Raw genomic sequence first — 26,984 nt, 5'->3', positions numbered from 1 at the left:
CGATAGCGCGAGTGGCGCTCAGTTGTTAAAAGAGACCTCTTTGAAAACCTCTGCGAAAGGATCTCGACCATGCCTGCAACGTTTACCAAGAGTGCCCTGCTGCTGAGCCTGATGCTCGGTTTCACTCAGTCCCAGGCTGCGAGCGGCCCGGCCCCCGCGACACTGGCCGCCAATTCGGGCATCCCGCACCCGGCGGTGATCGCTCACCGTGGCGCCTCGTACGACGCGCCGGAATCTACCGCTGCCGCCTACAAAGCCGCCCGCGACCTGGGTGCCGATTATCTGGAGATGGACCTGCAACGCAGCAAGGACGGCGTACTGTTCGCCCTTCACGACAACAACCTGCAACGTACCACCGACGTTGCCACTAAATTCCCCGACCGCAAGGACAGCCCCGCCAACGCATTCACCATGGCAGAGCTGAAAACACTGGACGCCGGCAGTTGGTTCAACGCGGCTTACCCGGATCGCGCGCGCCCTTCCTTTGCGGGTCTGAAAATCCTCACCCTCGATGAAATCATCGACATCGCCCAGGCAAACCCGCTGCGCAAGCCTGGCCTGTACATCGAGACCAAGGAGCCCAAGCAGTTTCCCGGCATCGAACGTGACCTCAAGGAAAAACTCCAGGATCGCGGCTGGTTGATTCCGGCCGGGTCCAACGGCAAGCGCAAGGAATTGGCCGTCGGCCAGGGCAAGGGTCGGGTGGTGTTGCAGACGTTCGAGAAGAGCAGCCTCGAACTGCTGGAAAAGGAGATGCCGCAGGTGCCGAAAATCCTGTTGCTGTGGGTGGGTGAAGGCAATATCGAACCGCAGTCCAAGGTGACGTTCGCCGAGTCGGGCGACAAGGACCACGCCGCCTACTACGCCAAGCAGGAACCCAAGAGCAAAGCCGAGTTCCAGCAATGGATCGACTACGCCAAGGCCCAGGGCGCCATCGGCACCGGCCCATCGGCGGCGCTGACCCACGGCGGTGATCAGAGTTATGCCGACCTGGTGAAACCATGGATGAACCAGTACACCCACGATCAGGGTTTGCTGGTGCACGTGTACACCGTGGATGACGCGGTGGATTTCCAGAAGGTGATGAACGCGGGTGTCGATGGCATCTTCACCAACCGGGCGAGCGAGTTGTTGAAGTTCTACAAACGCCCTGCAGCGGCAAGTGTCGGGCAGGTGTTGACGAACAACGGCTACTGATCAGGGGTACGCAAAACCTGTAGGAGCGAGCATGCTCGCGATGGTAGATCAGACACTGCGGGCAATCAGACAGCCCGCGTCATCGTTGACGTCCATCGCGAGCATGCTCGCTCCTACAGAGGTCAGCAGAAAGGGAATTTTAAGGGTGGATTAAGTTACCAAGGTTACTCTGATCTCACTTAAACATCACACAAGGAATGCCCCTTATGAAAACCCTGACTGCCCTGTTCACCGCTGCCACCCTGTCCCTCACTGCCGGTTTTGCCATGGCTGACGTGCGAGTCGACGAGATCCCGCAACTGGTCAAGGAAGGCAAGATCAAGCCACTGGAGGAACTTAACCAGATCGTCCTGAAACTGCACCCGGGTGCCACCATCACCGACACCGAGTTGGACAACCACTTCAACGGCTTCGAATACGAAGTCGAACTGCGTGACGCCAAAAACGTAGAGTGGGATGTGGACTTGAATGCGGCCACTGGTGAAGTCCTGAAGAACAAGCAGGACAATTGATTCCTGCCATCACGGCTCTACCGTTTGCACTGTAGGAGCGAGCTTGCTCGCTCCTACACGTCCACCATCCGGTCAGGCGCTCAAGCGCGCCGTCACATCATTGAGCTGCCCCGACAACCCGTGCAGGTTGTGGCTGGCGGCCTCGGTGCGTTGCACGTTGTCCAGGTTGGTGCTGGCAATGCTGGTGATTTCGGTGAGGTTGCGCGAGATGTCTTCGGCCACCGAAGTCTGCTCTTCAGCGGCGGTGGCGATCTGACGGTTCATGTCGCGGATAGCTTCGACTGCATGGGTGATGCGTTCGAGCATGGCCCCGGCTTCGGTCACTTGCTGCACGCTTTCTTCGCTGCGCGATTGACCGCTTTCAATGGCGTGGGCCGCATCAACCGCGCCAGTCTGCACGGTTTCGATAATCTGATTGATCTCGATGATCGAGGCCGCTGTCCGTTGCGCGAGGCTGCGCACTTCATCGGCCACCACGGCAAAACCACGCCCGGCTTCACCGGCGCGGGCGGCTTCGATGGCGGCGTTGAGCGCCAGCAGGTTCGTCTGCTCGGCGATGCCGCGAATCACTTCCAGGACCTTGCCAATCCGACCGCTGTCCGTTTCCAACTGGCGGATGACCGTCGCCGTGTTGGCGATTTCACCACGCATGCGGGTGATGGTGTGGATGGTGCCCTGCATGACTTTTTCGCCCTGCTGCGCGGACTGGTCGGCATCGTCGGCAGCACGCGCGGCATCGGCGGCATGGCGCGCGACTTCCTGGGCGGTGGCCGACATCTCGTTCATGGCCGTCGCCACCTGGTCGGTGCGGCTGAACTGCTCGTTGGTCCCGCTGGCCATAAGCCCGGCAATTGATTTCAACTCGCCGCTGGCGCTGTCCAGATCCCGGGTGCTGACCTGCAAACGGCTGAAGGTGTCAGCGAGGAAATCGCGCAGGGTATTGGCCGCCGTGGCCAGTTTACCCAGCTCATCCTGGCGACTGCTGTTCACCCGATCGGCGAACTTGCCCTGACTCAGTTGCGCCACGTATTCGATCAGTTTCTGGATCGGCGCCACCAGATTGCGGTTGACCAGCCACAGGCTCAACAGACCGATCAAAAGCCCCGACACCAGCATCACAATGATACCCAGCAACACAGTGCGATTGGCGCTGGCGCTGATCAGCACCGACTGCTCATTACCCAGTTTGCGCAACTCACCCACCAGCTCGCTCATCTGTTCGCTGGCAGCCCGGTCCACCCCCTTGACCGCCGCGTCACCCGCCGCAGGATCGCCACCCGAAGCGACGTACGCATCACGGCCCTTCTGATACGCAGCGCCAAGCAAACGGTGCTCGTCACGCAGGCGCTCAATGCGGGTTTTCAGTGACGACTCGATGCCCTTCTGCCCAGCCAGTTCGCCGAGGATGCCTTGCACGTCACGCTGACGGTCTTCGAATTGTTTCCAGTACTTGTCCAGGTCCGCCGGTTGCTTACCGCGCAGCAGTACGTTTTTCCATTCCTGGACCTGGATCTTGAATTGCAGGTTGGCCTCATCGATCAACTGCGAGGTGTGCAGCGGGCCTTCGATCAGGTTTGCGTAGCTCTGCACGCCATTGGACAGGAAGTGAAAGCACGCCAGCGCGATCAACAACATCGCCAACAGGCTGCCACTCAGCAGGGCGAGAATTTGCGCTCTCAAGGACTTTTGCACAGACATCGGAAGATCTCATGACAGGAATTCGGCACGTGCCAGAGGACACGTGAAAGGGGTGCGGACATCCTGTCTGCGACAGTTGCCACACGCCAAAGGCGCGCAACTTAACCCATGCGTAATCGGCGTACTAGAGCGGTTCTTGATGAAAAACCGACCATCGGTAGAGCAATCGTTTGCGACCTCCGACTGTCACAAAAACGTCATGTTGGCTTGCGATGATTCGGCTCAAGTGAACCTGTGAAACCCGCGACAGGCGCCCTCCTCGCATCGAGCCTTCATGAACCACAGCATCGACCAAAGTCATCGCGACCCGGACCTGTTCGGTCTGCTCTATGGTTTCAGTTTTCGTCCCGGCGAACGTGGTCGTGAGATCGATTCGGCGATGGCGCTGCAACGCCTGCAACAGTCCGAGGACAGCGACGAATTTTTCTGGCTGCACCTCAACCTCGCCCACGCGGCGTGCGAGCGGTGGATGAAAAATCATCTGGAATTGCCCGACGAATTTTTCGAAGCCTTGCATGAAGGTTCACGCTCGACGCGCATCGAACATGTCGACTCGGCGCTGCTGGCGGTGGTCAACGACGTGGTGTTCAATCTCAGCAGCATGGTGTCCTCCGACGTGTCCACGCTGTGGGTGTGCGTGCGTAGCCGGCTGATCATCAGCGCACGCCTGCAACCGTTGCACTCGGTGGACAAGCTGCGTTCCTCGGTGAAGGCCGGCGAGCGCTTTCGCTCGCCCCTGGAGCTGTTGGTGCACTTGCTGCGAGACCAGGGCGAAGTGCTGACCCAGATCGTGCGCAAGACCAGCCAGAGTGTCGATCAGATCGAAGATGAGTTGCTGTCTTCGCGCCTGTCGACCAATCGCGCGGAACTGGGCACCAATCGCCGCGTGCTGGTGCGCCTGCAACGGCTGCTGGCCCTGGAGCCGGGCTCGTTGCTGCGCCTGCTCAACCGCCCACCGCCCTGGCTGCAGAAGGAAGACGTGAAGGAGTTGCGCAAATCCACCGAGGAGTTTGCGCTGATCATCAACGACCTCACGGCGCTCGGCGAGCGGATCAAGCTGTTGCAGGAAGAGATCGCCGCCAACCTCAACGAACAGAGCAACCGCACGCTCTTCACCCTGACCGTGGTGACAGTGCTGGCCCTGCCGATCAACATCATCGCCGGTTTCTTCGGCATGAACGTGGGCGGCGTGCCGCTGGCCGGTGACCCGGAGGGGTTCTGGATCCTGGTGGCGCTGGTGGTGACGTTTACCGTGATTGCCGGGCGCTGGGCGTTTCGCAAGCGCCAGGATTATTGAGCCCTCAAATCGACTTCAACAGGGTCCCCTGTGGGAAGGTCAGGCACCCACAGGGTTTGGCGTCGATCACAAACCTCAACGACACCCGATAACCTGTGGGAGCGGGCTTGCCCGCGATGAGGGTCGCCAGCCCACCTCACCCCAACCCCTTGATCCGCGCCTCGATAAACCGCCGCTCCGGCGCCTGCCGGGTCAACGCCAGCGCCCGCTCATACGCCGCTCGCGCATCCGTAACCCTGCCCAACTGCCTACAGAACTCCGCGCGCGCCGAATGCGCCAAGTGGTAGTCCTGCAAATCGCCCCGGGCCAGGATCGCCTCGATCAAGGTCAGGCCTGCCAACGGACCATCGCGCTTGGAAATTGCCACCGCGCGATTCAGTTCGATCACCGGCGAAGGCACCCCCGCCAGCAGCACGTCATACAGACCGACGATCTGCGCCCAGTCGGTCTGCGCGGCGGTGCTCGCCTCAGCGTGCACCGCCGAAATGGCCGCTTGCAGGCAATACGGCCCAAAACCATCCAGCCCCAGCGCCCGCTCAATCAACGCACAGCCCTCGGCGATCATCGTCGCGTCCCAGAGCGAACGGTCCTGCTCATCCAGCAGGATCAGTTCCCCACTGGACGATGTGCGCGCCTTGCGCCGTGACTCATGCAACAACATCAGCGCCACCAGGCCCAGCACCTCAGGCTCGGGCAACAACTCCATCAACAGGCGCCCGAGGCGGATCGCCTCGCGCGTCAGCTCTTCCCGGGTCAATTCGGCGCCCATGGACGCCGAGTACCCTTCGTTGAACACCAGGTAAATCACCCGCAGCACGCTGTCCAGTCGCTCGGGCAATTCGACCAGCGTCGGCACTTGGTAGGGTATCTTCGCGTCACGGATTTTCGCCTTGGCGCGCACGATGCGCTGGGCGATGGTGGCCGGCGCACAGAGAAACGCCCGGGCGATTTCCTCGGTGGTCAGGTCGCAGACTTCACGCAAGGTCAGCGGCACCTGGGCGTCCGCCGCCAGGGCCGGGTGGCAGCAGGTGAAGATCAGGCGCAGGCGATCGTCTTCCACATCGTCGTCACTCCAGTCGCCGTGTTCCAACGCCTCGGCCTGTGCGATCAGCAACGGCCGGGACGCCGCAAACCGTGCACGCCGACGCAGCACATCGATCGCCTTGAAGCGCCCGGTGGACACCAGCCAGGTGCGCGGATTGTCCGGCACGCCGTCGCGCTGCCAGCGTTCGACCGCAACGAAAAACGCCTCGTGCAGCGCCTCTTCCGCCAGATCGAAGTCCCCGAGCAAACGAATCAGGGTCGCCAGGATGCGCCGCGACTCCTGGCGGTAAACCTGTTCGACCCGTGCCTGGACTGACACCCCGCTCATCGGTCCCGCATGCCTTAGCGCTCCAGGTTCAATTGACGAACGGGGCGCACCTCGACGCAACCCACCCTGGCCGCCGGAATGTGCCCCGCGACCTGCAGGGCGTCATTGAGGTCCTTGGCATCGATCAAATAGAAACCGGCCAACTGCTCCTTGGTTTCGGCGAACGGGCCGTCGGTAATCGACATTTTGCCGTTGCGCATGCGCACGGTGGTGGCGGTCTGCACCGACTCCAGCGCTTCGGCCGCGAGCATCCGGCCGCTGCCCTGGATCGATTCGGCGTAGGCCATGCACTCCTCGTCCCTGGGGCTCTCGGGCAGTGAATGCAATTGCTGTTCGTTGCTGTAGACCAGGCATAGGTACTTCATGGGGCTCTCCACATCGGACCGTCAGGGCTTCAAGTCGAACAGCGCCGTGCCGCTCTGCATGTCGAAGGGCGCCGACCAGTGTTCGTGGACAATGCGCCACTGCCCGCCCTCACGCCGGTAACAAGCAGTGACACGCATCCAGCAAGCCTGGGTCTCACCCTGTTCGTTGGTGCCACCGCAATGGGCCAGCCAGTGGGCGAACGCAATGTGCTCGTCGGCGACGACGTTCATGTGGTCGAAGTCGAAGGTGTGCGGGCCCTGGCACATTTCCATGCATTCCAGCCAATGCGCGCGGTAGGCGGCTTTACCGCGAAATTGCAGGGCTTTTACGGCATCGAACGAGACGATCTCGTCGGCATACAGGGCCATGATTTTATCGACATCCTTGGCCATCACGGCCTGACGATAGGTGTCGATCAACTTCTCGATTTCGTGGGTAGCGCTCATGGTGGTTCTCCGTGGCTATTGTTGTGAAGACACCTCTAGTCGTCTGGCGATCCTGCAATTCGACAGTAGAAATAAAAGTAATCCAAATCTGCTGAGCCGTTAGAATTCGAGCCTCATTCATGTAGGAAAATGGACAATCCCATGTCAGCGAGACTTGTGCCGTACGACAGCCTGAACGCGCAACAGCGCCAGCAAGTGGAGGCCATAGAAGTGCATCGGGAGCAGATCAAGTTCTCGGGTGACATTCATGGTGCCTTGCACACCCTGCTGTCCAAACCCGGCCCAGGGGTGAAGGGCTTCGCCCTGCTGGCCGAGGACGTTCCCGTCGCCTTCCTGCTGCTCAAGCGTCCACCTGCCCTCCCCGTGTGGGCCAATGAACACAGCGCCACGTTGCATGCGCTGCAAGTCGACCAGCGCCACCAAGGCAAAGGCTACGGCAAGGCGTGCCTGCTGGCGCTCCCTGCGGTGGCGCGCGAGGCCTGGCCGGAGATCAAGGGGTTGGAGTTGTCGGTGGATGCGGATAATGCGTCGGCAATCGGGCTGTACGCCAAGTACGGTTTTGTCGACAGCGGCGAGGCGTACAAGGGGCGGATCGGGTATGAACGACGGATGGGGATGAGTTTCTAAACCCCCGCATGCCGTCTGTAGGAGCGAATTTATTCGCGATGGTCGTCGACGATGACGCTGACTGTCTGAACGCCCGCGGTCACTGGGCCACCATCGCGAGCATGCTCGCTCCTACAGTAGAGGGGATGGAATCAAAGGCTCAGCACCATCTCATGCCACGCCATCCCGCCATGGTCCGATGCCGACGGTTTGATGTAGGCAAAGCCGAAACCGGCATACAGCGGGATATGCCGCTCCTTGCACATCAGGTGAAGGGTCGCCTTGCCCATGCCGCGCATGCGCTCGATGAACTCGCCCATCAAGCGTTTCGCCAGGCCCTGGCCCTGAAAGCCGGGGTGAACCACCACCGACATGATCACCACGTTGGGGCCGGCCGGGTCGTGGCCGATCAACTCCTTGAACGCTTCGTCGGACATTTGCACGTCGAATGCCGCACCGGAATTGATGAAGCCGGCGACCACGCCGTCCACTTCGGCGACGATGAAACCTTCCGGCCAGGTGGCGATGCGGGTGGCGATTTTCTCGCGGGTCGCGGCTTCGTCCCCCTCATAGGCCACGGTCTCGATGGCGAAACAGCGGTCCAGGTCGGCGGGCGTGACGTTGCGGATAACGGTGTTCATGGCAGCTCGAATTTGGCGGTGAGAAAACCCGGAATGATAAATCAGCCACCCGGCGACATCGAGAGACGAAACAGCGAACCCGTCTCTCGCGGCCTGGCTACGCCTTTATCGGCAGCCAGATTTCTACGGTCCCGGTATTGAGCTGCGGATTGAAGTCGGCGCTGTAGTGTTCAAATTCCGGCCCTCCGCTGTGCTGGTAGCCGGATTGCGGGAACCAGGTGCCGTGGATGTACTGGAAGAGTTGTGGCATCTGGCTCAACGGCCCCTTGTGCTCGAACACCGCGTATTGCTGCGGCGGGATTTCCACCCAGCGGTAGGTGTCCGGCAAGTCGTCAAGCTTGCTGATCTGTACGCCTGCCAGGTAATCGAAACCGCCCTGGCCATCGAAATTGAAACCGACGCCGTAAGTCTCGCCGCCCGTCTGCCCCGGAACATTACCGCAGTGGGGAGCGAATTTTTCCCAGAGGGCGGGAATGTCTTTTACCGTCTGCTGGGTAAACCGGCCGGCAAGTCCCGCGATCAATCGGAAGTGGCCGTGTTCGATACGTGGCTCATCCATGGCGCGACTCCTGACGCAAATAAGTGGGTTCGGCTGGGAGTATAGAGGCCAAACCCGATTCGCCAAATTACAGGGTGTGCAACGGCTGCGCGGCACCCGCGCCGACGAACTCGTTGTAGCCCGATAGAATCACATACACTGCGAAATAGCAGAAGATCGCCGCCGATGCCAGATAGGAGTAACGCAGCAGCTTATCCCCCAGCAACTTGCCGCCATGGCTCGCCGCAAAGCACAGGCCTGCCGACCACAGCAGCCCGGCGCAGAGGAAACCGCCCAGGAACAGCGCCGAGCTGACCGGCCCACCGCCGCCCGAACGGGCGATCAGGGTGCCGCCAACCGCTGCAAACCAGAGGATGGCGCTGGGTGACGACATGGCCAGGAAAATCCCGCGAAAGAACTCCTTGCGGTGGGAGTTGTGGCCGACCTCGGCCGTCTCGGCCAGCAGCGCCTCGTGATGAATCGCCGAGTAGATCATCTTCGCCGCAAAATAGATCAACAGTGCCGAGCCGCCGATCCACAGCACCCAGCGCACGGTTTCGTATTGCAGCAGCACGGTCATGCCGGCCAGTGCCAGCACCGCGTAGATCAGGTCACCGACGCAGGTGCCCAGACCCAGGGCAAAGCCTTGAAAATAGCCGCGCTGCATGGCCAGGGTGATCATGGCGATGTTCGCCACGCCAATGTCCAGGCACAGGGAAAGGCTCAGCAAAAACCCACTGCTAAATTCCATCAACCGATTTCCTTCGGGAAAAATTGTTCACATCCGGGCTGGACAGTCTGTCACAGCTGCCCTTACATTGCGCCCCAGGTCACCGCAGTGACCAGCGTCGCTCGGACGGTTCCGGGCGCTTACGTTATCGAGGCAACAATGGCCGAACAAGGTTCGCCGCGCCGCTTTGCGCGCATAGATCGACTCCCCCCTTACGTTTTCAACATCACCGCCGAGCTGAAGATGGCCGCCCGTCGTCGTGGCGAAGACATCATCGACTTGAGCATGGGTAACCCCGACGGCGCGACCCCGCCGCATATCGTCGAAAAACTCGTCACCGTCGCCCAGCGTGAGGACACCCACGGTTACTCGACGTCCAAGGGTATTCCGCGCCTGCGCCGGGCGATTTCCAACTGGTACAAGGAACGCTACGAGGTCGAGATCGACCCCGAGAGCGAGGCCATTGTCACCATCGGCTCCAAGGAAGGCCTGGCGCACCTGATGCTGGCGACCCTGGATCAGGGCGACACGGTGCTGGTACCCAACCCGAGCTACCCGATTCACATCTACGGTGCGGTGATTGCCGGTGCCCAGGTGCGTTCGGTGCCGCTGGTGCCGGGTGTGGACTTCTTCGCCGAACTGGAGCGGGCCATTCGCGGTTCGATCCCCAAACCAAAGATGATGATTCTCGGCTTTCCCTCCAACCCCACCGCCCAGTGCGTGGAACTGGACTTCTTCGAGCGCGTGATCGCCCTGGCCAAGCAGTACGACGTACTGGTGGTACACGACCTGGCTTATGCCGACATCGTCTACGACGGCTGGAAAGCCCCGTCGATCATGCAGGTGCCGGGCGCCAAGGACATCGCGGTAGAGTTCTTCACCCTGTCCAAGAGCTACAACATGGCCGGCTGGCGCATCGGCTTCATGGTCGGCAACCCGGAATTGGTCAACGCCCTCGCCCGTATCAAGAGCTACCACGACTACGGCACCTTCACCCCGCTGCAAGTGGCGGCCATTGCCGCACTGGAGGGCGACCAACAATGTGTGCGCGACATCGCCGAGCAATATCGGCAGCGACGCAACGTCCTGGTCAAAGGCCTGCATGAGCTGGGCTGGATGGTCGAAAACCCGAAAGCCTCGATGTACGTCTGGGCCAAGATTCCCCAGGGGTATGCCCATCTGGGCTCGCTGGAGTTCGCCAAGAAACTGCTGGCCGAGGCCAAGGTCTGCGTCTCGCCGGGCGTGGGTTTCGGTGAGTATGGCGACGATCACGTGCGCTTCGCGCTGATCGAGAACCAGGACCGGATTCGCCAGGCTGTGCGGGGGATTCGCGGGATGTTTCGGGCGGATGGCTTAGCCAAAAACACATAACCCTGTGGGAGCGGGCTTGCCCGCGATAGCGGTCTACCGGTGAAGCCTTCGGTGACTGACACACTGCTATCGCGGGCAAGCCCGCTCCCACAGAGAGTCTCCACAAAAGGTCCATGTTCTGACAATCAATCACCCACAAAAAAACCGCATCACTGCGGTTTTTTTGTGCCTGCCAGTTGTCCTTAAACGAACAACGACAACAACAGGATAAAGCCCAGGCCCACCACCGACAGGATGGTTTCCATCGCAGTCCAGGTCTTGAAGGTTTCGGCCACGGTCATGTTGAAGTACTGCTTGACCAGCCAGAAACCGGCGTCGTTCACGTGGGACAGAATCAACGAACCGGCACCGGTGGCCAGCACCAGCAGCTCGCGGTTAACGCCTGGGATCATGCCGACCACTGGCACCACGATGCCCGCGCCGGTGATGGTCGCCACGGTGGCCGAGCCGGTCGCGATGCGGATCACCGCTGCTACCAGCCATGCCAGCAGGATCGGCGAGATCTGAGCCGCCACCGCCATGTGACCGATCACGTCGCCCACGCCGCTGGTCACCAGCATCTGCTTGAAGCCACCACCGGCACCGATGATCAGGATGATCGCGGCGGTCGGCGCCAGGCTCGCGTCCAGCCACTTGAGCATTTGCTGCGAGCCGATGCCCTGCTTGTAGCCAAAGGTGTACAGCGACAGCAGCAACGCCAGCAACAGGGCCGAGATCGGGTGACCGATCAGGTCCATGAAGGTGCGGAAGAAGTTGCCGTCTGGCAGCACCACGTCGGCAAAGGTCTTGAGCAACATCAGGAACACCGGCGAGAGCACGGTGACCAGAGTGATGCCGAAACTCGGCAGGTCGGTGGAGTCCCTTTCACGGGCCAGTTGATCCACCAGCTCCTGGTTTGGATGACCAGGAATGTGCTTGGCAATGAAAGTACCGAAGATCGGACCGGCAATGATGGCGGTCGGCAAGGCGACGATCAGGCCGTACAGAATGGTCTTGCCGATGTCGGCGCCGAATACGCCGATGGCCAGCAGCGGGCCCGGGTGCGGCGGCACCAGGCCGTGCACCGCAGACAGACCCGCCAGCAGCGGGATACCAATCTTGATGATCGACACGCCTGTGCGGCGGGCCACGATGAACACCAGCGGGATCAGCAGCACGAAGCCGATTTCGAAGAACAGCGGGATGCCCACCAGGAACGCCGCGAACATCATCGCCCACTGCACCTTGTCCTTGCCAAAGGCACGGATCAACGTCTGGGCGATCTGATCCGCGCCGCCCGATTCGGCCATCATTTTTCCGAGCATGGTACCCAGCGCGAGAATGATGCCGACGAAACCGAGCACCCCGCCGAAGCCGTCCTGGAACGCCTTGATGATGGTGCCGATCGGCATGCCGGAGGTCAGCCCGAGGAAAGCGGCGGCGATGATCAGGGCAATGAAAGGGTGGAACTTGAACTTGGTGATCAGAACGATAAGCCCGATCACCGTGACCACTGCATCGAGCAGCAGGAACGTCTCGTGGGACATGCCAAACATTAGGGGTGTCTCCTGGTTGTTGTTGTTATTAAAGCGGGTTATTCGAGTGCCATAAGGACAGCGCTATCTTCTGAAGCAAAATCATCCGGCGCGTTTCAGGCCATGCTCCAGCCACCAGACATGCGCCTGTTTCGCCAGTTGCTCGACGCTGTAGTTGGACGCATCGAGCGCGAGGGTCAGGGGCTCGCCCACCGGGGACTCGAGGGTGGCGAACTGGCTGTCGATCAGGGTCGAAGGCATGAAGTGACCCGGGCGGTGGGACACGCGGTCGGCAGCCACTTCAGGCGTCAGTTCGAGGAACACGAAGCCCAGGCCCGGCAAGGCGCTGCGCAGGCGTTCACGATAGACATGCTTGAGCGCCGAACAGGTCAGCACCGGACGCTGGCCCGTGGCATCGACCCGACGCAGTTCTTCGCACAGGGTGTCGAGCCAGCCGGCACGGTCATCGTCGTTCAGGGGGATGCCCGCGCTCATTTTTTCGATATTGGCGGCAGGGTGAAAGGTATCGCCTTCAATGGCAGTGGCGCCGCTGAGCTCGCAGAGAGCTTCGCTGACGCAGGTCTTGCCGCAACCGGCGACGCCCATGATGACCAGGGCGGTGATGGGATGAGTCATGTAACACCTCAGCGCGCAGACAGCGCTACCTTTGCCAGTTATGACACTAGACCAAAAGCAGAAGTTGCCGACGCCTTCTTGTCATTTTTGTGGTTTGCAGCCAATTGAGTCCCAACGCCAAAAAGCGAGCTTCAGGTCAAACTCGCTTACGCATTTGCAGCTGCTTCGGGACAGCGCTACCTTAGTGCCTTGAATTTTGTTTGGCAAGCCGCCCGATGACCTCCCCTAAAAACGATAAAAATACGCGAACCACTGGCCGTCCGACCCTTAATGAAGTGGCAAGACTGGCCGGCGTCAGCCCGATCACCGCGTCCCGCGCGTTACGTGGCGTCAGCACGGTCGCCACCGAGCTTGTGGAAAAAGTGCAGAAAGCCGCGCAGGAACTCAGCTACGTGGTCAACCCCGCCGCCCGCGCGCTGGCCTCGGCCCAGAGCCATTCGGTGGTGGTGCTGGTGCCTTCGTTGTCCAACCTGCTGTTTATCGACACCCTGGAAGCCATTCATCAGGTTTTGCGGCCCAAGGGTTTCGAAGTGCTGATCGGCAACTTTCATTACTCACGCGATGAAGAGGAAAACCTGCTGCGCAACTACATGGCCTACCAGCCACGCGGCCTGTTGCTGACCGGGTTCGATCGCACCGAAAGCTCCCGACGGATGATCGAAGCGAGCAACATTCCCTGCGTCTACATGATGGAGCTCGACAGCGCCGCCGGACTCAATTGCGTCGGCTTCTCGCAACTGGCGGCCGGCGAAACGGCCGCGCAGCACTTGCTGTCCCGTGGACGCAAGCGACTGGCCTACATCGGCGCGCAACTGGATCAACGCACCCTGCTGCGCGGCGAAGGGTTTCGCAAGGCGTTGCAGAAAGCCGGTCGCTACGACCCGGACCTGGAAGTACTCACCCCACGCGCTTCCTCCGTTGGCCTGGGCGGCGAATTGTTCCTGCAACTGATTGCCAGCCATCCGGATGTCGATGCGATCTTCTTCGGTAACGACGACCTGGCCCAGGGCGCGCTGCTGGAGGCGATGCGCAGCGGCATCAGGATCCCCGAACAGGTGGCGATCCTGGGCTTCAACGACCTGCCCATGTCCGCGCACATGGTCCCGCGCCTGAGCAGCATCAACACCCCTCGCGAGGCCATTGGCCGGCGGGCGGCCGAGCAGATGCTGACCCTGATGGCTGGCAACACCGTGGCCCGGCCCGTGCAGGACATGGGTTTTGAATTGATGGTGCGGGAAAGCACCTGACCGGCTCACCGGGGCTTTTCAACTAACCTTGAAGGTAAGCCCCACCGTTCTGTCGAAGGAGTGGCTTTATGGAACATGCACTGAAAATTCTTGGCAAAGCTTCGTCCATCAACGTCAGGAAAGTCCTGTGGACCTGCGACGAGCTGGGCATCAGCTATGAGCGCGAGGACTGGGGCAGCGGGTTCGCCTCCACCCACAGCCCGGAATTCGTACGGCTGAACCCCAACGCGCAAGTGCCGGTGATCATCGACGAGGCCGGGGTGTTGTGGGAGTCCAACACCATCTGCCGCTACCTCGCCGGCAAACACCACAACAGCGAGTTGCTACCGACTGACCCGGCTTCGCGGGCCCAGGTGGAAAAGTGGATGGACTGGCAGGCCACCGACCTCAACGGTTCCTGGAGCTATGCCTTTACCGCGCTGGTGCGCAAGGACCCGGAATTCCAGGACCCACAGCGTATTGCCCACGGCCTGCGCGGCTGGAACCAGAAAATGGCGATCCTCGAACATCAGTTGGCGACGACCCAGGCATTTGTAGTCGGTGCGCATTTCACCCTGGCCGATGTCGTCATCGGGCTATCGATCAATCGCTGGTTGATAACGCCGATGGAGCGTCCCGACTACCCCGCCACCGACGAGTATTTCCAGCGACTGGCGCAACGCCCCGGTTTTCTCAAACACGTCTGCAACGGCCTGCCCTGATCGGTCGGCCGCTGCCGTCGGGCGGCAAGGATTGACCGCCCGTCGGGAGCCGCACCATCACCGAAACAACCTAAACGCTTGTAATTAAACATATTTATCCTTTAGGCATACTATTTGCTCAATGCAGTGCACCGCAACCACCCACAAGGTCTATTCATTATGTTGGTCAGTGCAGACAAAAATCTGGTCACACCTCTTTTCCTGAAAAAACCTGGCGAAGATCCCAACGCTGAAGCTGCCGACGGCCTCGAAGGCGGCAGCCTGCAAGCCTTGCTGATGCAGAACGTGCAAAACAGCATCCAGTTGCAAAACAAGGAGACGGGCAGCATCCCGGCCGCAGTTTCCCGACTGAGCACCGAGCAGGTCAACGCCGCCGCAAAAATCAGCGACAACGTTGATGAGGCATTCGCGAAAACCCGCGTGGAGCTGCAGGCGACCTATGCACCATTGCCGGAAGGCGCCAAAGACCGCATCGGCAACGGTGGCGGGGCCACTCAGGACTTCAAGGACTGGATGGCCAAAACCCCAGAGCAACGCATCCATGATGCGATCCTGGAAGAAATGGGCCTGACTGAAGAAGACATCGCGCAAATGCCGCCGGAAAAGCAAAAGGCAATCGGTGAGGAAATCGCACAGCGCATGCAGGAAAAAGCCGCCATCGCCCAGACCGAGAAGGCGCAGCAAACCGGTGATCCAAGCAAGGCCCCGGTGGTCGAGAAGTTCCTGGCGTCGTTGTAATCAGTCCGGGCACAACACCGCCCCTGTAGGATCGAGCTTGCTCGCGATGCGGCGTATCAGTCATATCAGTATTCGCTGACACACCGCCATCGCGAGCAAGCTCGCTCCTACAGGGATCAATTCAACTGCAACGTCGAATTGAACTGGCTGATCGCATCCACCACGTGCCGTGACCCCTGCTGAATTTCCAGGATCACCTCCCCCGCCTCGTTGGCCAGCTCGACCCCAAGCCCGGTGCGACTCAAGCTCGATTGCATGCTCGACACCGCACTCACTGACAGGTCGTGGTTCCTGCGCACTACGTCGACAATCTCCAGCGTCGCCTGGCTGGTGCGAGCCGCCAGGCTACGCACTTCATCGGCCACTACCGCAAACCCTCGCCCATGCTCCCCGGCCCTTGCCGCTTCGATGGCCGCATTGAGCGCCAACAGGTTGGTCTGATCGGCGATGCCGCGAATGGTCTGGACGATGGTGCCGATGATGTCGGACTGCTTGCTGACCGCATCGATGCTCAACGCCGCTTCGTTCAAGTCCCTGGAAATGTCCTGGATGATCTGCACCGTCTGCTGCACCACTTCGGAACCTTTACGTGCGCACACATCGTTTTGCACCGAGGTGCTGTGGGCTGATTCGGCAGCTGTTTGCAGGGTGGTCATCTGGTGGGTGATGTCACTTGCAAACTTCACCACTTTGTACAGCCGGCCCTTGGTGTCGAACAGCGGGTTGTAGGATGCTTCGAGGAAAATCGTGCGGCCGTGTTTGTCCTTGCGCTCGAAGCGGTGCGAGTGATATTCGCCGCGATTGAGCGAGGCCCAGAATGCCTTGTAGCCGGAGGATTCAGCCTCGGCGCGATGACAAAACAGGCTGTGATGCTGGCCGATGATCTCGCCCCGCGAGTAATGCGTGGCGTTGAGGAAATTATCATTGGCCGTGATCACACGGCCCTCGGGCGTGAACTCGATCACCGCCATGGAGCGGCCAATAGCCGCGAGCATGCTTTTGTTTTCGTGTTCCTCATGCACTCGTGCAGAGATGTCGGAGGCCACCTTGATCACACTTTTTACCTGGCGATCAGCACCGAACACAGGCATGTAACTGGCTTCGAGCCAAACCTCCCGGCCACGCTTGTCCAGTCTTGGGAACGTGCCGCTGACCGCTTCGCCACGGGCCAGGTCACGCCACAACTTCGCGTAGTCCTCGCTTCGGTAAAACGCTTCTTCGCAGAAGATCCGGTGGTGTTTGCCACGCACTTCATCAGCGCTGTAACCCATGACCGCACAAAAATTCTCATTGGCGTCGATGACGAAGCCGTCGGGGGTGAATTCGATCATCGCCATCGAGCGGCAGATGGCGGCCAGTTTGGCGTTGGCTTCGCCCAGCGCGCAGCTGAAGCGTTCGATTTCCAGCAAGTCAGCCTTGTGATGCAAATTGAACATGGTCGTATCACCCTAAGCGCGGTCTTATGACTGTTGAAAGTTCTTCGGTTTTTTCAACGTATCCACCACAACGTTCCCAGGAACAGGTACACGCACCCCTCCACGGGAGAGGCAGGTCAGGTGATCACTGATGTTGAATCGGAGAGTCCATATGGCAACGCTCTTATCAAGACATCCGTCTCTTGATAGCCCGGGATCGGGCCAACCCTGATGCTGTCGTAAAAAAATCCATTTAACGCAAGACTCCTTTCGCTCGTTATCGGTGCTTTTTCTCGCGAGCACTCTCGAGCTTTCCAACCTGTCCGTTCGACATGGTTAGTTACAAAGCAGCATAGCGAGGGTCCTCAACGACGCAAGGCCACTAGTCGGCCAGTATCAAGGACAAAATCGATTCAGCAAGATTCGACTCAGCGTTCACCCAGCAGGGCCAACAGCGCCTGCACCGCCGCTGACGGTGGCTTGCCCGGCGCAGCCACCAGTGCGAACTCTCGATCGATACGCGGTTTAAGCGGCATCACCCTCAGCCCCTGAAGCTGACTGGGCAAGGTCATCTCTGGCACCAGGGTCACGCCGATGTTTTCCCGCACGAGGGTAAAAGCGCTGTTCCATTCCCGGACTTCAACGCGCACGTCTTCAAGCTGCAATCCGATGTCGCGGGCAAGGCTGCCGGCGTTGGTAGAGCAGCCGCCTGTGGCCAATACAAAGGGTTGCTGCGCCAACTCAGCGAGCGTAACGCCCTCCTCCACCGAACGACGCGCCAGACTATGGCCTGTCGACACCACCGCCACCCAGGCATCACAGCCGAGGCGGCAGGCCTTGCGCTCGGACGTCGGGTTCAATACCACGCCGACATCTGCCGTCTTGTGCCAGACACTGGAGCGTCAGGATTTTCTGCTGGCGAGCGGGTTCAGTGTCGCCGATGCGTATCTGTTTGCGGTGCTGCGCTGGGCGCCTGGGTTTGCAATCGATCTGGATCGCTGGCCGGCGTTGGCGAGGTTTCAGGCGCGGATTAGCCAGCGCCCGTCGGTCAGCGCAGCGTTGGCCATGGAGTTGGCTTGAACCTACAGGAGCGAGCTCGCGATGTTCGTGAGAGCGCAAGGTTGAGCAGATTATTTGTGCAGCCCTTTACGGCCCGTGTTCTCTATAATCGCCCGCCTTGCCCAGCGACAGACCCAGGCCATGCCCGACACCCGATACACCCAGCTTTGCGAACCGTCATGGCCCTTGATGAACAAGTTTTATCGCGCACATCAGTCGTCGATGAAGGCGGTGCGCGATGCACGCCTGTGGGTCGCCCGGCGCGAGGAGATCGTCGGCGCGCTGTGCTTGCGGCCGGTGGCGGGTGGGCATTGGTTGACCGGGCTGTTCGTCGATCCGGCGTGCCGTGGGCAAGGCGTCGCGGCGAGATTAATCAGCGCAGCGGTCGAAGGTCTCGAGCAACCGGTGTGGCTGTTCTGTCACCCGGATTTGCGAGGTTTCTACGAGCGGCGAGGGTTTACCTTCGATCCGCAGATGCCCTACGCCATGGCTGAACGTCTGAGCCGGTATGCGCGCAGCAAGCCGATGATTGCGATGGGGTTGGAGCCTGCTGATCATTAAATCCTGATGGGAACTCTGTGGGAGCGGGCTTGCCCGCGATGGCGTCAGTTCAGTCAACATTGATGTTGAGTTTACCGACGCGATCGCGGGCAAGCCCGCTCCCACAGGGAAGTGCATTGAATTGGCAAATGCAGTCAATCATCCGCATTCGGATCAAGGTCCGGAAACATCACCTCGGTGAAGCCGAACTTGCTGAAGTCAGTGATTCGCGACGGGTAAAGCCGGCCGATCAAGTGATCGCATTCGTGCTGCACCACCCGCGCATGGAAGCCTTCGGCAACGCGCACAATCGGTTGGCCCTTGGGGTCGAAGCCTTCGTAGCGAATGTGCTGATAACGGTCCACCGCGCCGCGCAGGCCGGGCACTGACAGGCAGCCTTCAAAGCCCTCTTCCATCAGTGGGCTCAGCGGCGTGATCAGCGGGTTGATCAGGATGGTTTGCGGCACGGCCTGGGCATCCGGGTAGCGCTCGCTGTGCTCGAAACCGAAGATCACCAATTGCAGGTCGACGCCGATTTGCGGCGCGGCCAGGCCAACTCCGCCAACGCTTTCCATGGTCTGGAACATGTCGTCGATCAGTTGCCACAGTTCCGGGCTGTCGAACATCTCGACCGGGACCGGCGGGGCGATGCGCAGCAGGCGCTCGTCACCCATTTTCAGAATTTCACGAATCATCACATCGCTTCGTCAGTGTTTGATTTGATTGAGTGATCCCGACCCAGCCCGGAAACATGTTGTTTGGGAATCTCGTCGGCCTCGCCTGGAACCTTCTCGCCCTTTTCCTTGCCTTCGGCCGACATGTGCTCAATCACTGCATTCATCTCCGCACCGAGCAACAGCACCGCCGAGGAAATGTAGAAATACAGCAGCAGCACGATGATCGCACCGATACTGCCGTACATGGCGTTGTAGTTGGCAAAGGTCTTGACGTAAAAAGCGAACCCCAGGGACGCGATGATCCAAACCATCACCGCCAGCACCGAACCGGGTGTAATGAAGCGGAACTCCTGGCGCACATCCGGCATGACGTAATAGGTCAGTGCGACGGCGATCATCATCAGGATCACAATCACTGGCCAGCGCGCGATGGTCCAGACGGTGACGATGAAGTCTTCCAGGCCGACCTGCGAGGCGATCCACCCCATCACCTGCGGTCCGAGCACCATCAGCGCGGCGGCTACCAGCAACATGCCGGCAATCCCGACGGTGTAGATAATGGACAAGGGAAAGCGCTTCCACAGTGGCCGCCCTTCCACCACATCATAAGCCGCGTTCATTGCGCTCATCATCAGGCGCACGCCGGCTGAAGCGGTGTACAACGCGATGACGATACCGATCGACAGCAGACCACCCTTGGACTGCTGCAACTGGTCGATCACGGGGTTGACCTGTTCCAGGGCTTGAGGCGGCAACACCAACTCCGATTGCAGGCGCAGCCAGGAGAAGAAGTCCGGCAGGTGCAGAAAACCGATCAGGGCAATCAGGAACAGGATGAACGGGAACAGCGAAAACAACATTTGATAGGCCAATGCCGAGGCATAGGTCGACATTTCGTCGTCGACGAACTCCTTGATCGTACGCACCATTACCCGGTGCAGAGGCAAGCCTTTCATGTCGGGGAAAATCATCTGCGTCTCCTTTCGCCGCAAATCGCTTGAAGTGGTGGCGACTCAGGGGCCGTTTCTACATCAAATTAGCCTACTTGGCGATTTTGATCCTGCGCAAAATAAAAGCTGACACAAAAACGGCCATCCGCAGATAGCCGTTTGGTTTTCATCAAAAGGGGATTCACGCCTTGTCGACGCCCTTCTTCACTGCATCCTTGGCTTTACCGACCGCTTGCTGCGCTTCGCCTTTCTTCTCCTGCACCACGCCTTCGGCGCGCATTTTGTCGTTACCGGTGGCCTTGCCGACGCCTTGCTTGATATTGCCGGCTGCTTCGTTGGCCATGCCTTTTACTTTATCGCCAGTGCTGCCCATGGTGTGTCTCCTGTCAACCTGTGAACGAGAAAAGGGGTTACACAGGGATTGACCCAAGGTATTTGGGGGGAGTTTCATTTTTTTTACCGGGCGACATTTCATCGCCGGTCGCAGGTTGGGCTTTATGTTTGCCGGCCTACCCCTGAGAATGCGACATGTATTGGCCATGGCGCTGATGATCCAACCCGTAGGAACGTTATGAAACTCGATAAAAAGCAGGCCATTGCCCGCAGAAACCAGGAACTTGGTGGTGCCGTACTGGGCGTCAATAACTGCCACTTCACCGAACTGAACCGCAATCGCAATATCTGGTGGTTCGATATTCCGGTGTCGCGCCTGGCCATTGGTCAGTACGAATGGGTTCACCTGCTGATGCATACCCCGGCCACCGATGAGCTGCTGCACCTGAAAGTGCCGACGGTGTTCCTGCGCGAGAAGCTCGAAGGGCTGGTGGTGCGCAACGAAGGCAAGCGCAAGGCGGCGCTGAGCCTGGAGCTGAGTGCGGACAAGGATTCGTACCTGCAGGACATGCGCCCGAACGGCACCAACGTCAACTTCGCAACATTCCGCCAGTAACCCAAATATTGTAGGAGCGAGCTTGCTCGCGATAGCGGTGGAACAGTCATATTGATGGTGACTGACATACCGCTATCGCGAGCAAGCTCGCTCCTACACAGGACTACGCGGTAGCTTTCTTCGCGTTGATCTTTTTCAGCTCTTCATCGCGCAGTTCGCGGCGCAGGATCTTGCCGACGTTGGTGGTCGGCAGCGCATCGCGGAACTCTACGGAGCGCGGGACCTTGTAGCCGGTGACATTCGCACGCATGTGCTCCATCACTTGCTCCTTGGTCAGGGTCACGCCCGGTTTGGCGACGATGAAAATCTTGATCGCCTCGCCCGATTTCTCATCCGGCACACCGATGGCCGCGCATTGCAGTACGCCCGGCAGGGTCGCAAGCACGTCTTCCAATTCATTGGGGTAAACGTTGAAACCGGACACCAGAATCATGTCTTTCTTGCGATCGACGATACGCATGTAGCCATCGGGCTGGATCACCGCGATGTCGCCGGTTTTCAGCCAGCCTTCGCTGTCGAGCATTTCATCGGTGGCTTCCTGGCGTTGCCAGTAGCCTTTCATCACCTGCGGGCCTTTCACACACAGCTCGCCGATTTCGCCCAACGGTCGTTCCACGCCGGCATCGTCGATGACTTTGCACAGGGTCGAAGGCACCGGAATGCCGATGGTGCCGATCTGGATGTTCTGGATCGGGTTCACGGTGGCCACCGGGCTGGTTTCGGTCATGCCGTAACCTTCGCAGATGGCGCAGCCAGTGACCGCTTTCCAGCGTTCGGCCGCTGCCAGTTGCAGGGCCATGCCGCCAGACAGGGTGACTTTAAGTGCGGAGAAATCCAGCTTGCGGAAGCTTTCGTTGTTGCACAGGGCCACGAACAGCGTGTTCAAACCAACGAAGCCGCTGAATTTCCATTTCGACAGTTCCTTGACCATCGCGGAGAGGTCGCGCGGATTGCTGATCAGGACGTTGTGGTTGCCGATCAGCATCATCGCCATGCAATGAAAGGTGAAGGCATAGATGTGGTACAGCGGCAGCGGCGTGATCAGGATCTCGCAACCTTCGTTGAGGTTGGAGCCCATCAGCGCCTTGCATTGCAGCATATTCGCCACGAGGTTGCGGTGCGTCAGCATCGCGCCCTTGGCCACACCCGTGGTGCCGCCGGTGTATTGCAGCACCGCCACGTCGCCGCTGTCCGGGCTGGCTTCAGCCACTGGCTGGCCGTGGCCCTTGCTCAGCACGTCATTGAACTTGATGGCCTTGGGCAAGTGATACGCCGGCACCATCTTCTTCACGTACTTGATGACGCTGTTGATCAGCAGGCGCTTGAGCGGTGGCAGCAGGTCGGCCACTTCGGTAACGATGACGTGCTTGACGCCGGTCTTGGGCACGACGGCTTCGGCCAGGTGCGCCATGTTGGCCAGGCAGACCAGGGCCTTGGCGCCGGAATCATTGAATTGGTGTTCCATTTCCCGCGCGGTGTACAGCGGATTGGTGTTGACCACGATCAGCCCGGCACGGATGGCACCGAACACCGCGACCGGGTATTGCAGGACGTTGGGCAATTGCACGGCGATTCGATCGCCGGGCTGCAAATCGGTATGCTGTTGCAGGTAAGCGGCAAAGGCACCGGACAGCTCGTACAGTTCACCGTACGTGATTGTCTTGCCCAGGTTGCTGAAAGCCGGCTTGTCAGCGAAGCGTTGGCAGGACTGCTTCAACACTGCCTGAATATTCGGGTACTCGTCCGGATTGATGTCGGCAGCAATCCCGGCAGGGTACTTATCCTTCCAGAAGTCTTCGATCATGGAAGCCCACTCCTCAGCAACGCGAATTCAAATACCGCATTTTGATGCGATTATTATTGGTGTATGGGTGAGCCAGGGCTTTTCTTGAAGGCCGAGAGGTCACAAAGCGGGCCGAGATTATCAGCTTTGCCGAGGGCCGACTAGGGCCAAACGTAGCCCCTATAGTCACTTTTGTGACTCAAGAATAACAAGCGGTCATTTTAGAGCAAAAATTCTATATAGAGATGAAGGCCCCGGAATTCGGGGCTTTGTCCTACAAGAATTTCTGTGTTGGCAGTTTTTCGTTCTGCGGTGTGGCTGAAAATGCATCGCGAGCAAGCTCGCTCCTACAGGGATCACACCCGACCTGTAGGAGCGAGTTTACTCGCGATGGACGTTAACGATGACGCGGGCTGTCTGATGCCCGCGGTGCCAGGGCCACCATTGCGACGATTCGGGCCAAGCGCGGCCATTCATCTGTTAAGCAATATCCCGCAACTCCCGGCGCAGAATCTTGCCTACCGGCGTCATTGGCAGAGAGTCACGCAACACAATGTGCTTGGGCACTTTGTAGGCGGTGAAGTTTTCCTTGCAGTAGGACTTCAGCTCTTCAAGGCTGACCCCGGACTCACGCGCCACCACGAACAGCTTCACCGCCTCTCCGGAGCGCTCGTCCGGCACACCGATGACCGCGCAGTTGGCGACTTTCGGATGGGCCATTACCACGTCTTCAATTTCGTTGGGGTACACGTTGAAGCCCGAAACGATGATCATGTCTTTCTTGCGATCGACGATGCGCACGAAGCCGTCGGGATCGATCACCCCGATGTCGCCGGACTTGAACCAGCCCTCGGCATCCAGTACTTCGGCGGTGGCCTCGGGTTTCTGCCAGTAGCCCTTCATGATCTGCGGGCCCTTGATGCACAGTTCACCGCGCTCGCCCAAAGGTTGCTCGACACCCTCATCGTCGATGATTTTCAGCGTGGTACCCGGCACCGGCAGGCCAACGGTACCGATGCGCGATTTGTCGCCGTAGGGGTTTGTGCACGCCACTGGCGAGGTTTCGGTCAGGCCATAGCCTTCGGTGATGCGGCAACCGGTCAACTGCTCCCAACGTTCGGCGGTGGCCTTGACCAGCGCGGTGCCGCCAGAGTTGGTCAGCTTGAGGCTGGAGAAATCCAGGGTCTTGAAATCCGGATGATCCATCAGCGCGACAAACAGGGTGTTGAGCCCCAGCAGGCACGAGAACCGCCAGTTTTTCAGCTCCTTGATGAAGCCGCCGATGTCCCGTGGATTGGTGATCAACACGTTGTGGTTGCCCGTCACCATCATGCACATGCAGTTCGCCGTGAAGGCATAGATATGATAGAGCGGCAGCGGCGCGATCATGATCTCCTGCCCTTCGCGCAACAACGGCTGGCCATCGTCGCCATACTGCCCCAGGCAGCCGCGCGCCTGCTGCATGTTCGCCACCAGGTTGCCGTGGGTGAGCATTGCGCCCTTGGCCAGGCCGGTGGTTCCCCCGGTGTATTGCAGCACGGCGATGTCGTCGAGCCGGGCATTCAGCGGCTTGATAGCCTGGCCGCGCCCCATGCGCAGCGCACTTTTGAAGGAGATGGCCTGGGGCAGGTCGTAGTCGGGGACCATTTTCTTGACCTTGCTCACCAGGGTGTTGACCAGCCAACCCTTGGCGGCGGGCATCATGTCGCCCATCTTCGCCTCGATCAGGTACTGCAGGTCCGTGTCGGGCAGCACTTCCTGGACCTTCTGCCCGAACATGTTCAGGTACACCAGCGCCCGGGCACCGGAGTCCTTGAACTGGTGGCGCATTTCCCGCGCGGTGTACAGCGGGTTGGTGTTGACCACAATCAACCCGGCACGCAGGGCACCGAACACGGCAATCGGGTATTGCAGGACGTTGGGCATTTGCACCGCAATACGATCACCCGGTTCCAGGTCGGTATGGGCTTGCAGGTAACCGGCGAACGCTGCGCTCTGGCGTTCGAGTTCAGCGTAGGTCAGGGTCACGCCCATGTTGCTGAAGGCTGGGCGGTCCGCAAATTTCTTGCACGAACGCTCGAACACTTCGATCACCGACTTGTAGGCGCCTTGATCAATATCCAGGGGCACGCCGGCCGGGCGTTTGTCATTCCAGAAATCAGGTTGCATTGTTCTTGTCCTCTTTACCTGAACTTATCCGGGGCCGCTTTTGAGTCCTTGCTTTCCTTTCCCTCAAAACAGAAAGCAAAAAGCGGGGCTTCACGGACACTAGCAGCTATGGTCAATCAGGCAAATATGGCAACAACCGACATTGATCGTATGAATCTTGGTGCAGTGGTGTGGGCTGATCGGACGACGAGCGAAGGATGCGCTATACAATGCAACCAGTGCCCTACACGCTCATGCAAAAGGAATCGCCATGGTCCACGACACCTTCTGGCTGCCCGCGAGTGACCGCAGCCGCCTGTTCGTCAATCAATGGCTGCCGGCCGCGCCGTTAAAAGCAGTGATTCTGCTGGCCCACGGCATGGCCGAGCACAGCGACCGCTATGCCCGCCTGGCACAGGCCTGCTGCGAACAGGGCTATGGCGTCTATGCGCTGGATCAACGCGGGCACGGCAAAACAGCGGAAAACGGCACACTCGGTCACTTTGCGGACGACGATGGCTGGTGCAAGGTCGTGGGCGATCTGGCCAGCCTTAACCAACACATCGGCCAACAGCATCCCGGCGTGCCGATCGTGTTGCTCGGCCACAGCATGGGCAGCTACATCGCTCAGGCTTATCTGCTGCATCACAGCGCCAGCCTGCACGGCGCGGTGCTCAGTGGTTCGAATTTCCAACCGGTCGCGCTCTATCGCGCCGCGCGCCAGATCGCTCGCCTGGAGCGACTGCGCCAGGGCCCTAAGGGCCGCAGCGCCATGATCGAATGGCTGTCGTTTGGCTCGTTCAACAAAAAATTCAAACCGGTGCGCACGCCGTTCGACTGGCTCAGTCGCGACCCGGCCGAAGTCGACAAGTACGCCAACGACCCGCTGTGCGGGTTTCGCTGCACCAATCAATTGTGGATCGATTTGCTCGGCGGCTTGCAGCAGATCAGCAAAGCGTCCAATCTCGCACAGATCGATCCGGGCCTGCCGTTGCTGGTGATTGGCGGCGAATGTGATCCGGTGAGTGAAGGCAAGCGTCTGAAAGATCTGGCCGATGCGTTGCGCGCCGCCGGCTGCCAGAACCTGCAATTGACGATTTACCCGCAGGCCCGGCACGAACTGTTCAACGAGACCAACCGTGATGAAGTGACGGCCGACGTGCTGGACTGGATCGCCCAAGTCCTGAGCCATCGCCGACCACCCAGATCCGAATAGTTTTTCGTGTTCTTTATATTTGCTACAGGAATTCAAACCGATGACCCAGGTGACCAACACTCCTTACGAAGCCCTTGAAGTCGGGCAGACCGCCAGCTACAGCAAGACGGTCGAAGAGCGTGACATTCAATTGTTCGCCGCGATGAGCGGTGACCACAACCCGGTGCACCTGGACGCCGAGTTCGCCGCCGCCACCATGTTCAAGGAGCGCATTGCCCACGGCATGTTCAGCGGCGCGCTGATCAGCGCGGCCGTGGCCTGCGAGCTGCCTGGGCCGGGCACCATCTACATTGGCCAGCAGATGAGCTTTCAAAAGCCAGTGAAGATTGGCGATACGCTGACCGTGCGCCTGGAAATCCTGGAAAAGCTGCCCAAGTTTCGTGTGCGCATTGCCACCCGCGTGTTTAATCAGCGCGATGAGCTGGTGGTGGATGGGGAGGCAGAAATCCTGGCGCCGCGCAAACAACAGACCGTGACTCTGCCGACGTTGCCAGCGATCAGTATCGGCTGAGGCTGTGAGCAAAACTGAAATGGAATGCCCCTGAATGTGGGAGCGGGCTTGCCCGCGAAAGGGTCGTGTCTGACATCGATGATGTGACTGACATTCCGCCTTCGCGGGCAAGCCCGCTCCCACAGG

General features: G+C 59.7%; 26 protein-coding genes and 4 pseudogenes. 13 read left to right on the top strand and 17 right to left on the bottom strand.

From position 1 onward, the window contains the following. Positions 1–69 precede the first annotated feature (69 nt). Both AB4N33_RS28330 and AB4N33_RS28325 read left to right on the top strand, forming a co-directional pair. Positions 70–1,197: a glycerophosphodiester phosphodiesterase gene (locus tag AB4N33_RS28330; RefSeq protein WP_476458703.1), complete on the top strand. Its 1,128-nt coding sequence runs from the start codon at positions 70–72 to the stop codon at positions 1,195–1,197. A 206-nt stretch (positions 1,198–1,403) separates the two neighbouring features. Further along, positions 1,404–1,709 (top strand): PepSY domain-containing protein, encoded by a 306-nt coding sequence (locus tag AB4N33_RS28325; RefSeq protein WP_476458702.1) that lies wholly within the window; start codon positions 1,404–1,406, stop codon positions 1,707–1,709. A gap of 72 nt (positions 1,710–1,781) precedes the next feature. On the opposite strand, the gene AB4N33_RS28320 is transcribed toward AB4N33_RS28325, so the two are convergent. After that, positions 1,782–3,407: a methyl-accepting chemotaxis protein gene (locus AB4N33_RS28320; RefSeq protein ID WP_460121658.1), complete on the bottom strand. Its 1,626-nt coding sequence runs from the start codon at positions 3,405–3,407 to the stop codon at positions 1,782–1,784. Positions 3,408–3,681: 274 nt separating this feature from the next. On the opposite strand from AB4N33_RS28320, the gene AB4N33_RS28315 reads away from it, so the two are divergent. Next, entirely contained in the window at positions 3,682–4,704 is a 1,023-nt protein-coding gene (locus tag AB4N33_RS28315; protein WP_476458701.1) for a transporter, read from the top strand. Positions 4,705–4,840: 136 nt separating this feature from the next. On the opposite strand, the gene AB4N33_RS28310 is transcribed toward AB4N33_RS28315, so the two are convergent. From AB4N33_RS28310 to AB4N33_RS28300, 3 genes are read right to left on the bottom strand one after another with little or no spacing between them, the layout of a single operon-like run. Next, positions 4,841–6,076, bottom strand: a complete 1,236-nt coding sequence (locus AB4N33_RS28310; protein ID WP_476458700.1) for an RNA polymerase sigma factor — start codon at positions 6,074–6,076, stop codon at positions 4,841–4,843. A 14-nt stretch (positions 6,077–6,090) separates the two neighbouring features. Further along, entirely contained in the window at positions 6,091–6,441 is a 351-nt protein-coding gene (locus AB4N33_RS28305; protein WP_476458699.1) for a YciI family protein, read from the bottom strand. A gap of 21 nt (positions 6,442–6,462) precedes the next feature. Continuing rightward, positions 6,463–6,888 carry a YybH family protein gene (locus AB4N33_RS28300; RefSeq protein ID WP_460121650.1) on the bottom strand — a complete coding sequence of 142 codons (426 nt, stop codon included), beginning with the start codon at positions 6,886–6,888 and terminating at the stop codon, positions 6,463–6,465. A gap of 141 nt (positions 6,889–7,029) precedes the next feature. Here AB4N33_RS28300 and AB4N33_RS28295 point away from each other — a divergent pair, with 141 nt between their 5' ends. Further along, positions 7,030–7,515, top strand: a complete 486-nt coding sequence (locus tag AB4N33_RS28295) for a GNAT family N-acetyltransferase (RefSeq protein ID WP_476458698.1) — start codon at positions 7,030–7,032, stop codon at positions 7,513–7,515. 131 nt (positions 7,516–7,646) lie between these two features. Here AB4N33_RS28295 and AB4N33_RS28290 read toward each other — a convergent pair whose 3' ends face one another. The 3 genes from AB4N33_RS28290 to AB4N33_RS28280 all read right to left on the bottom strand — a co-directional run bounded on the left by AB4N33_RS28290 (position 7,647) and on the right by AB4N33_RS28280 (position 9,424). After that, on the bottom strand, positions 7,647–8,135 hold the full coding sequence (locus AB4N33_RS28290) for a GNAT family N-acetyltransferase (protein ID WP_460121647.1): 489 nt from the start codon (positions 8,133–8,135) through the stop codon (positions 7,647–7,649). A gap of 97 nt (positions 8,136–8,232) precedes the next feature. Beyond that, positions 8,233–8,694 (bottom strand): GyrI-like domain-containing protein, encoded by a 462-nt coding sequence (locus tag AB4N33_RS28285; protein ID WP_460121645.1) that lies wholly within the window; start codon positions 8,692–8,694, stop codon positions 8,233–8,235. Positions 8,695–8,761: 67 nt separating this feature from the next. After that, positions 8,762–9,424, bottom strand: coding sequence for a LysE family translocator (locus AB4N33_RS28280; RefSeq protein ID WP_460121643.1), 663 nt, complete (start codon positions 9,422–9,424; stop codon positions 8,762–8,764). Between the two features lie 138 nt (positions 9,425–9,562). Between AB4N33_RS28280 and alaC the strand changes: the two genes are divergently transcribed. After that, positions 9,563–10,774, top strand: coding sequence for an alanine transaminase (gene alaC / locus AB4N33_RS28275; protein ID WP_460121641.1), 1,212 nt, complete (start codon positions 9,563–9,565; stop codon positions 10,772–10,774). A gap of 182 nt (positions 10,775–10,956) precedes the next feature. On the opposite strand, the gene AB4N33_RS28270 is transcribed toward alaC, so the two are convergent. Both AB4N33_RS28270 and AB4N33_RS28265 read right to left on the bottom strand, forming a co-directional pair. Next, the gene (locus AB4N33_RS28270) at positions 10,957–12,309 is read right to left on the bottom strand and encodes a GntP family permease (protein WP_460121639.1); all 1,353 of its coding nucleotides are present in this window, start codon (positions 12,307–12,309) and stop codon (positions 10,957–10,959) included. Between the two features lie 81 nt (positions 12,310–12,390). Next, positions 12,391–12,924, bottom strand: a complete 534-nt coding sequence (locus tag AB4N33_RS28265) for a gluconokinase (protein WP_460121638.1) — start codon at positions 12,922–12,924, stop codon at positions 12,391–12,393. Positions 12,925–13,139: 215 nt separating this feature from the next. Here AB4N33_RS28265 and gntR point away from each other — a divergent pair, with 215 nt between their 5' ends. The 3 genes from gntR to AB4N33_RS28250 all read left to right on the top strand — a co-directional run bounded on the left by gntR (position 13,140) and on the right by AB4N33_RS28250 (position 15,610). Next, complete coding sequence (gntR, locus tag AB4N33_RS28260; RefSeq protein ID WP_460121636.1) at positions 13,140–14,171, top strand: HTH-type transcriptional regulator GntR; 1,032 nt, start codon at positions 13,140–13,142, stop codon at positions 14,169–14,171. Between the two features lie 68 nt (positions 14,172–14,239). Continuing rightward, complete coding sequence (locus tag AB4N33_RS28255) at positions 14,240–14,872, top strand: glutathione S-transferase family protein (protein WP_476458697.1); 633 nt, start codon at positions 14,240–14,242, stop codon at positions 14,870–14,872. Between the two features lie 159 nt (positions 14,873–15,031). Continuing rightward, a complete protein-coding gene (locus AB4N33_RS28250; RefSeq protein ID WP_476458696.1) occupies positions 15,032–15,610 on the top strand; it encodes a hypothetical protein in 579 nt (192 codons plus the stop codon). A gap of 116 nt (positions 15,611–15,726) precedes the next feature. Here AB4N33_RS28250 and AB4N33_RS28245 read toward each other — a convergent pair. The 3 pseudogenes from AB4N33_RS28245 to AB4N33_RS28235 form a co-directional block, all read right to left on the bottom strand. Next, positions 15,727–16,143: pseudogene (locus AB4N33_RS28245) on the bottom strand (methyl-accepting chemotaxis protein); the annotation flags it as partial. Between the two features lie 129 nt (positions 16,144–16,272). After that, positions 16,273–17,046: pseudogene (locus tag AB4N33_RS28240) on the bottom strand (PAS domain-containing protein); the annotation flags it as partial. A 407-nt stretch (positions 17,047–17,453) separates the two neighbouring features. Beyond that, positions 17,454–17,900, bottom strand: a pseudogene (locus AB4N33_RS28235) (LysR family transcriptional regulator substrate-binding protein); the annotation flags it as partial. Position 17,901: 1 nt separating this feature from the next. On the opposite strand from AB4N33_RS28235, the pseudogene AB4N33_RS28230 reads away from it, so the two are divergent. Continuing rightward, a pseudogene (locus AB4N33_RS28230) lies at positions 17,902–18,105 on the top strand (glutathione binding-like protein); the annotation flags it as partial. A gap of 120 nt (positions 18,106–18,225) precedes the next feature. Continuing rightward, entirely contained in the window at positions 18,226–18,645 is a 420-nt protein-coding gene (locus AB4N33_RS28225; protein ID WP_460141038.1) for a GNAT family N-acetyltransferase, read from the top strand. Positions 18,646–18,779: 134 nt separating this feature from the next. Here the strand turns inward: AB4N33_RS28225 and def are convergent, their stop codons facing one another. From def to AB4N33_RS28210, 3 genes are all read right to left on the bottom strand, one after another. Beyond that, the gene (gene def, locus AB4N33_RS28220; protein WP_476458695.1) at positions 18,780–19,319 is read right to left on the bottom strand and encodes a peptide deformylase; all 540 of its coding nucleotides are present in this window, start codon (positions 19,317–19,319) and stop codon (positions 18,780–18,782) included. Beyond that, the gene (locus AB4N33_RS28215; protein ID WP_476458694.1) at positions 19,319–20,272 is read right to left on the bottom strand and encodes a YihY/virulence factor BrkB family protein; all 954 of its coding nucleotides are present in this window, start codon (positions 20,270–20,272) and stop codon (positions 19,319–19,321) included. The genes def and AB4N33_RS28215 overlap by 1 nt, the downstream gene beginning before the upstream one ends. A 160-nt stretch (positions 20,273–20,432) precedes the next feature. Further along, positions 20,433–20,624: a CsbD family protein gene (locus AB4N33_RS28210; protein ID WP_460121621.1), complete on the bottom strand. Its 192-nt coding sequence runs from the start codon at positions 20,622–20,624 to the stop codon at positions 20,433–20,435. Between the two features lie 198 nt (positions 20,625–20,822). On the opposite strand from AB4N33_RS28210, the gene AB4N33_RS28205 reads away from it, so the two are divergent. After that, positions 20,823–21,200: a hypothetical protein gene (locus AB4N33_RS28205; RefSeq protein ID WP_460121619.1), complete on the top strand. Its 378-nt coding sequence runs from the start codon at positions 20,823–20,825 to the stop codon at positions 21,198–21,200. Between the two features lie 103 nt (positions 21,201–21,303). Here AB4N33_RS28205 and fadD1 read toward each other — a convergent pair whose 3' ends face one another. Beyond that, on the bottom strand, positions 21,304–23,004 hold the full coding sequence (fadD1, locus tag AB4N33_RS28200) for a long-chain-fatty-acid--CoA ligase FadD1 (RefSeq protein ID WP_476458693.1): 1,701 nt from the start codon (positions 23,002–23,004) through the stop codon (positions 21,304–21,306). A 459-nt stretch (positions 23,005–23,463) separates the two neighbouring features. Next, positions 23,464–25,152: a long-chain-fatty-acid--CoA ligase FadD2 gene (gene fadD2, locus AB4N33_RS28195; RefSeq protein WP_460141036.1), complete on the bottom strand. Its 1,689-nt coding sequence runs from the start codon at positions 25,150–25,152 to the stop codon at positions 23,464–23,466. Positions 25,153–25,402: 250 nt separating this feature from the next. Here fadD2 and AB4N33_RS28190 point away from each other — a divergent pair, with 250 nt between their 5' ends. Both AB4N33_RS28190 and AB4N33_RS28185 read left to right on the top strand, forming a co-directional pair. Beyond that, entirely contained in the window at positions 25,403–26,347 is a 945-nt protein-coding gene (locus tag AB4N33_RS28190; protein WP_460141035.1) for an alpha/beta hydrolase, read from the top strand. Between the two features lie 40 nt (positions 26,348–26,387). After that, positions 26,388–26,858 (top strand): MaoC family dehydratase, encoded by a 471-nt coding sequence (locus AB4N33_RS28185; protein ID WP_020295762.1) that lies wholly within the window; start codon positions 26,388–26,390, stop codon positions 26,856–26,858. The last annotated feature ends 126 nt before the right edge of the window (positions 26,859–26,984 follow it).

The sequence above is a fragment of the Pseudomonas sp. S1_E05 genome, assembly GCF_056337105.1.
Note: the sequence above shows the minus strand (reverse complement) of the source record. Positions and strands in the feature narration are given on the sequence as shown.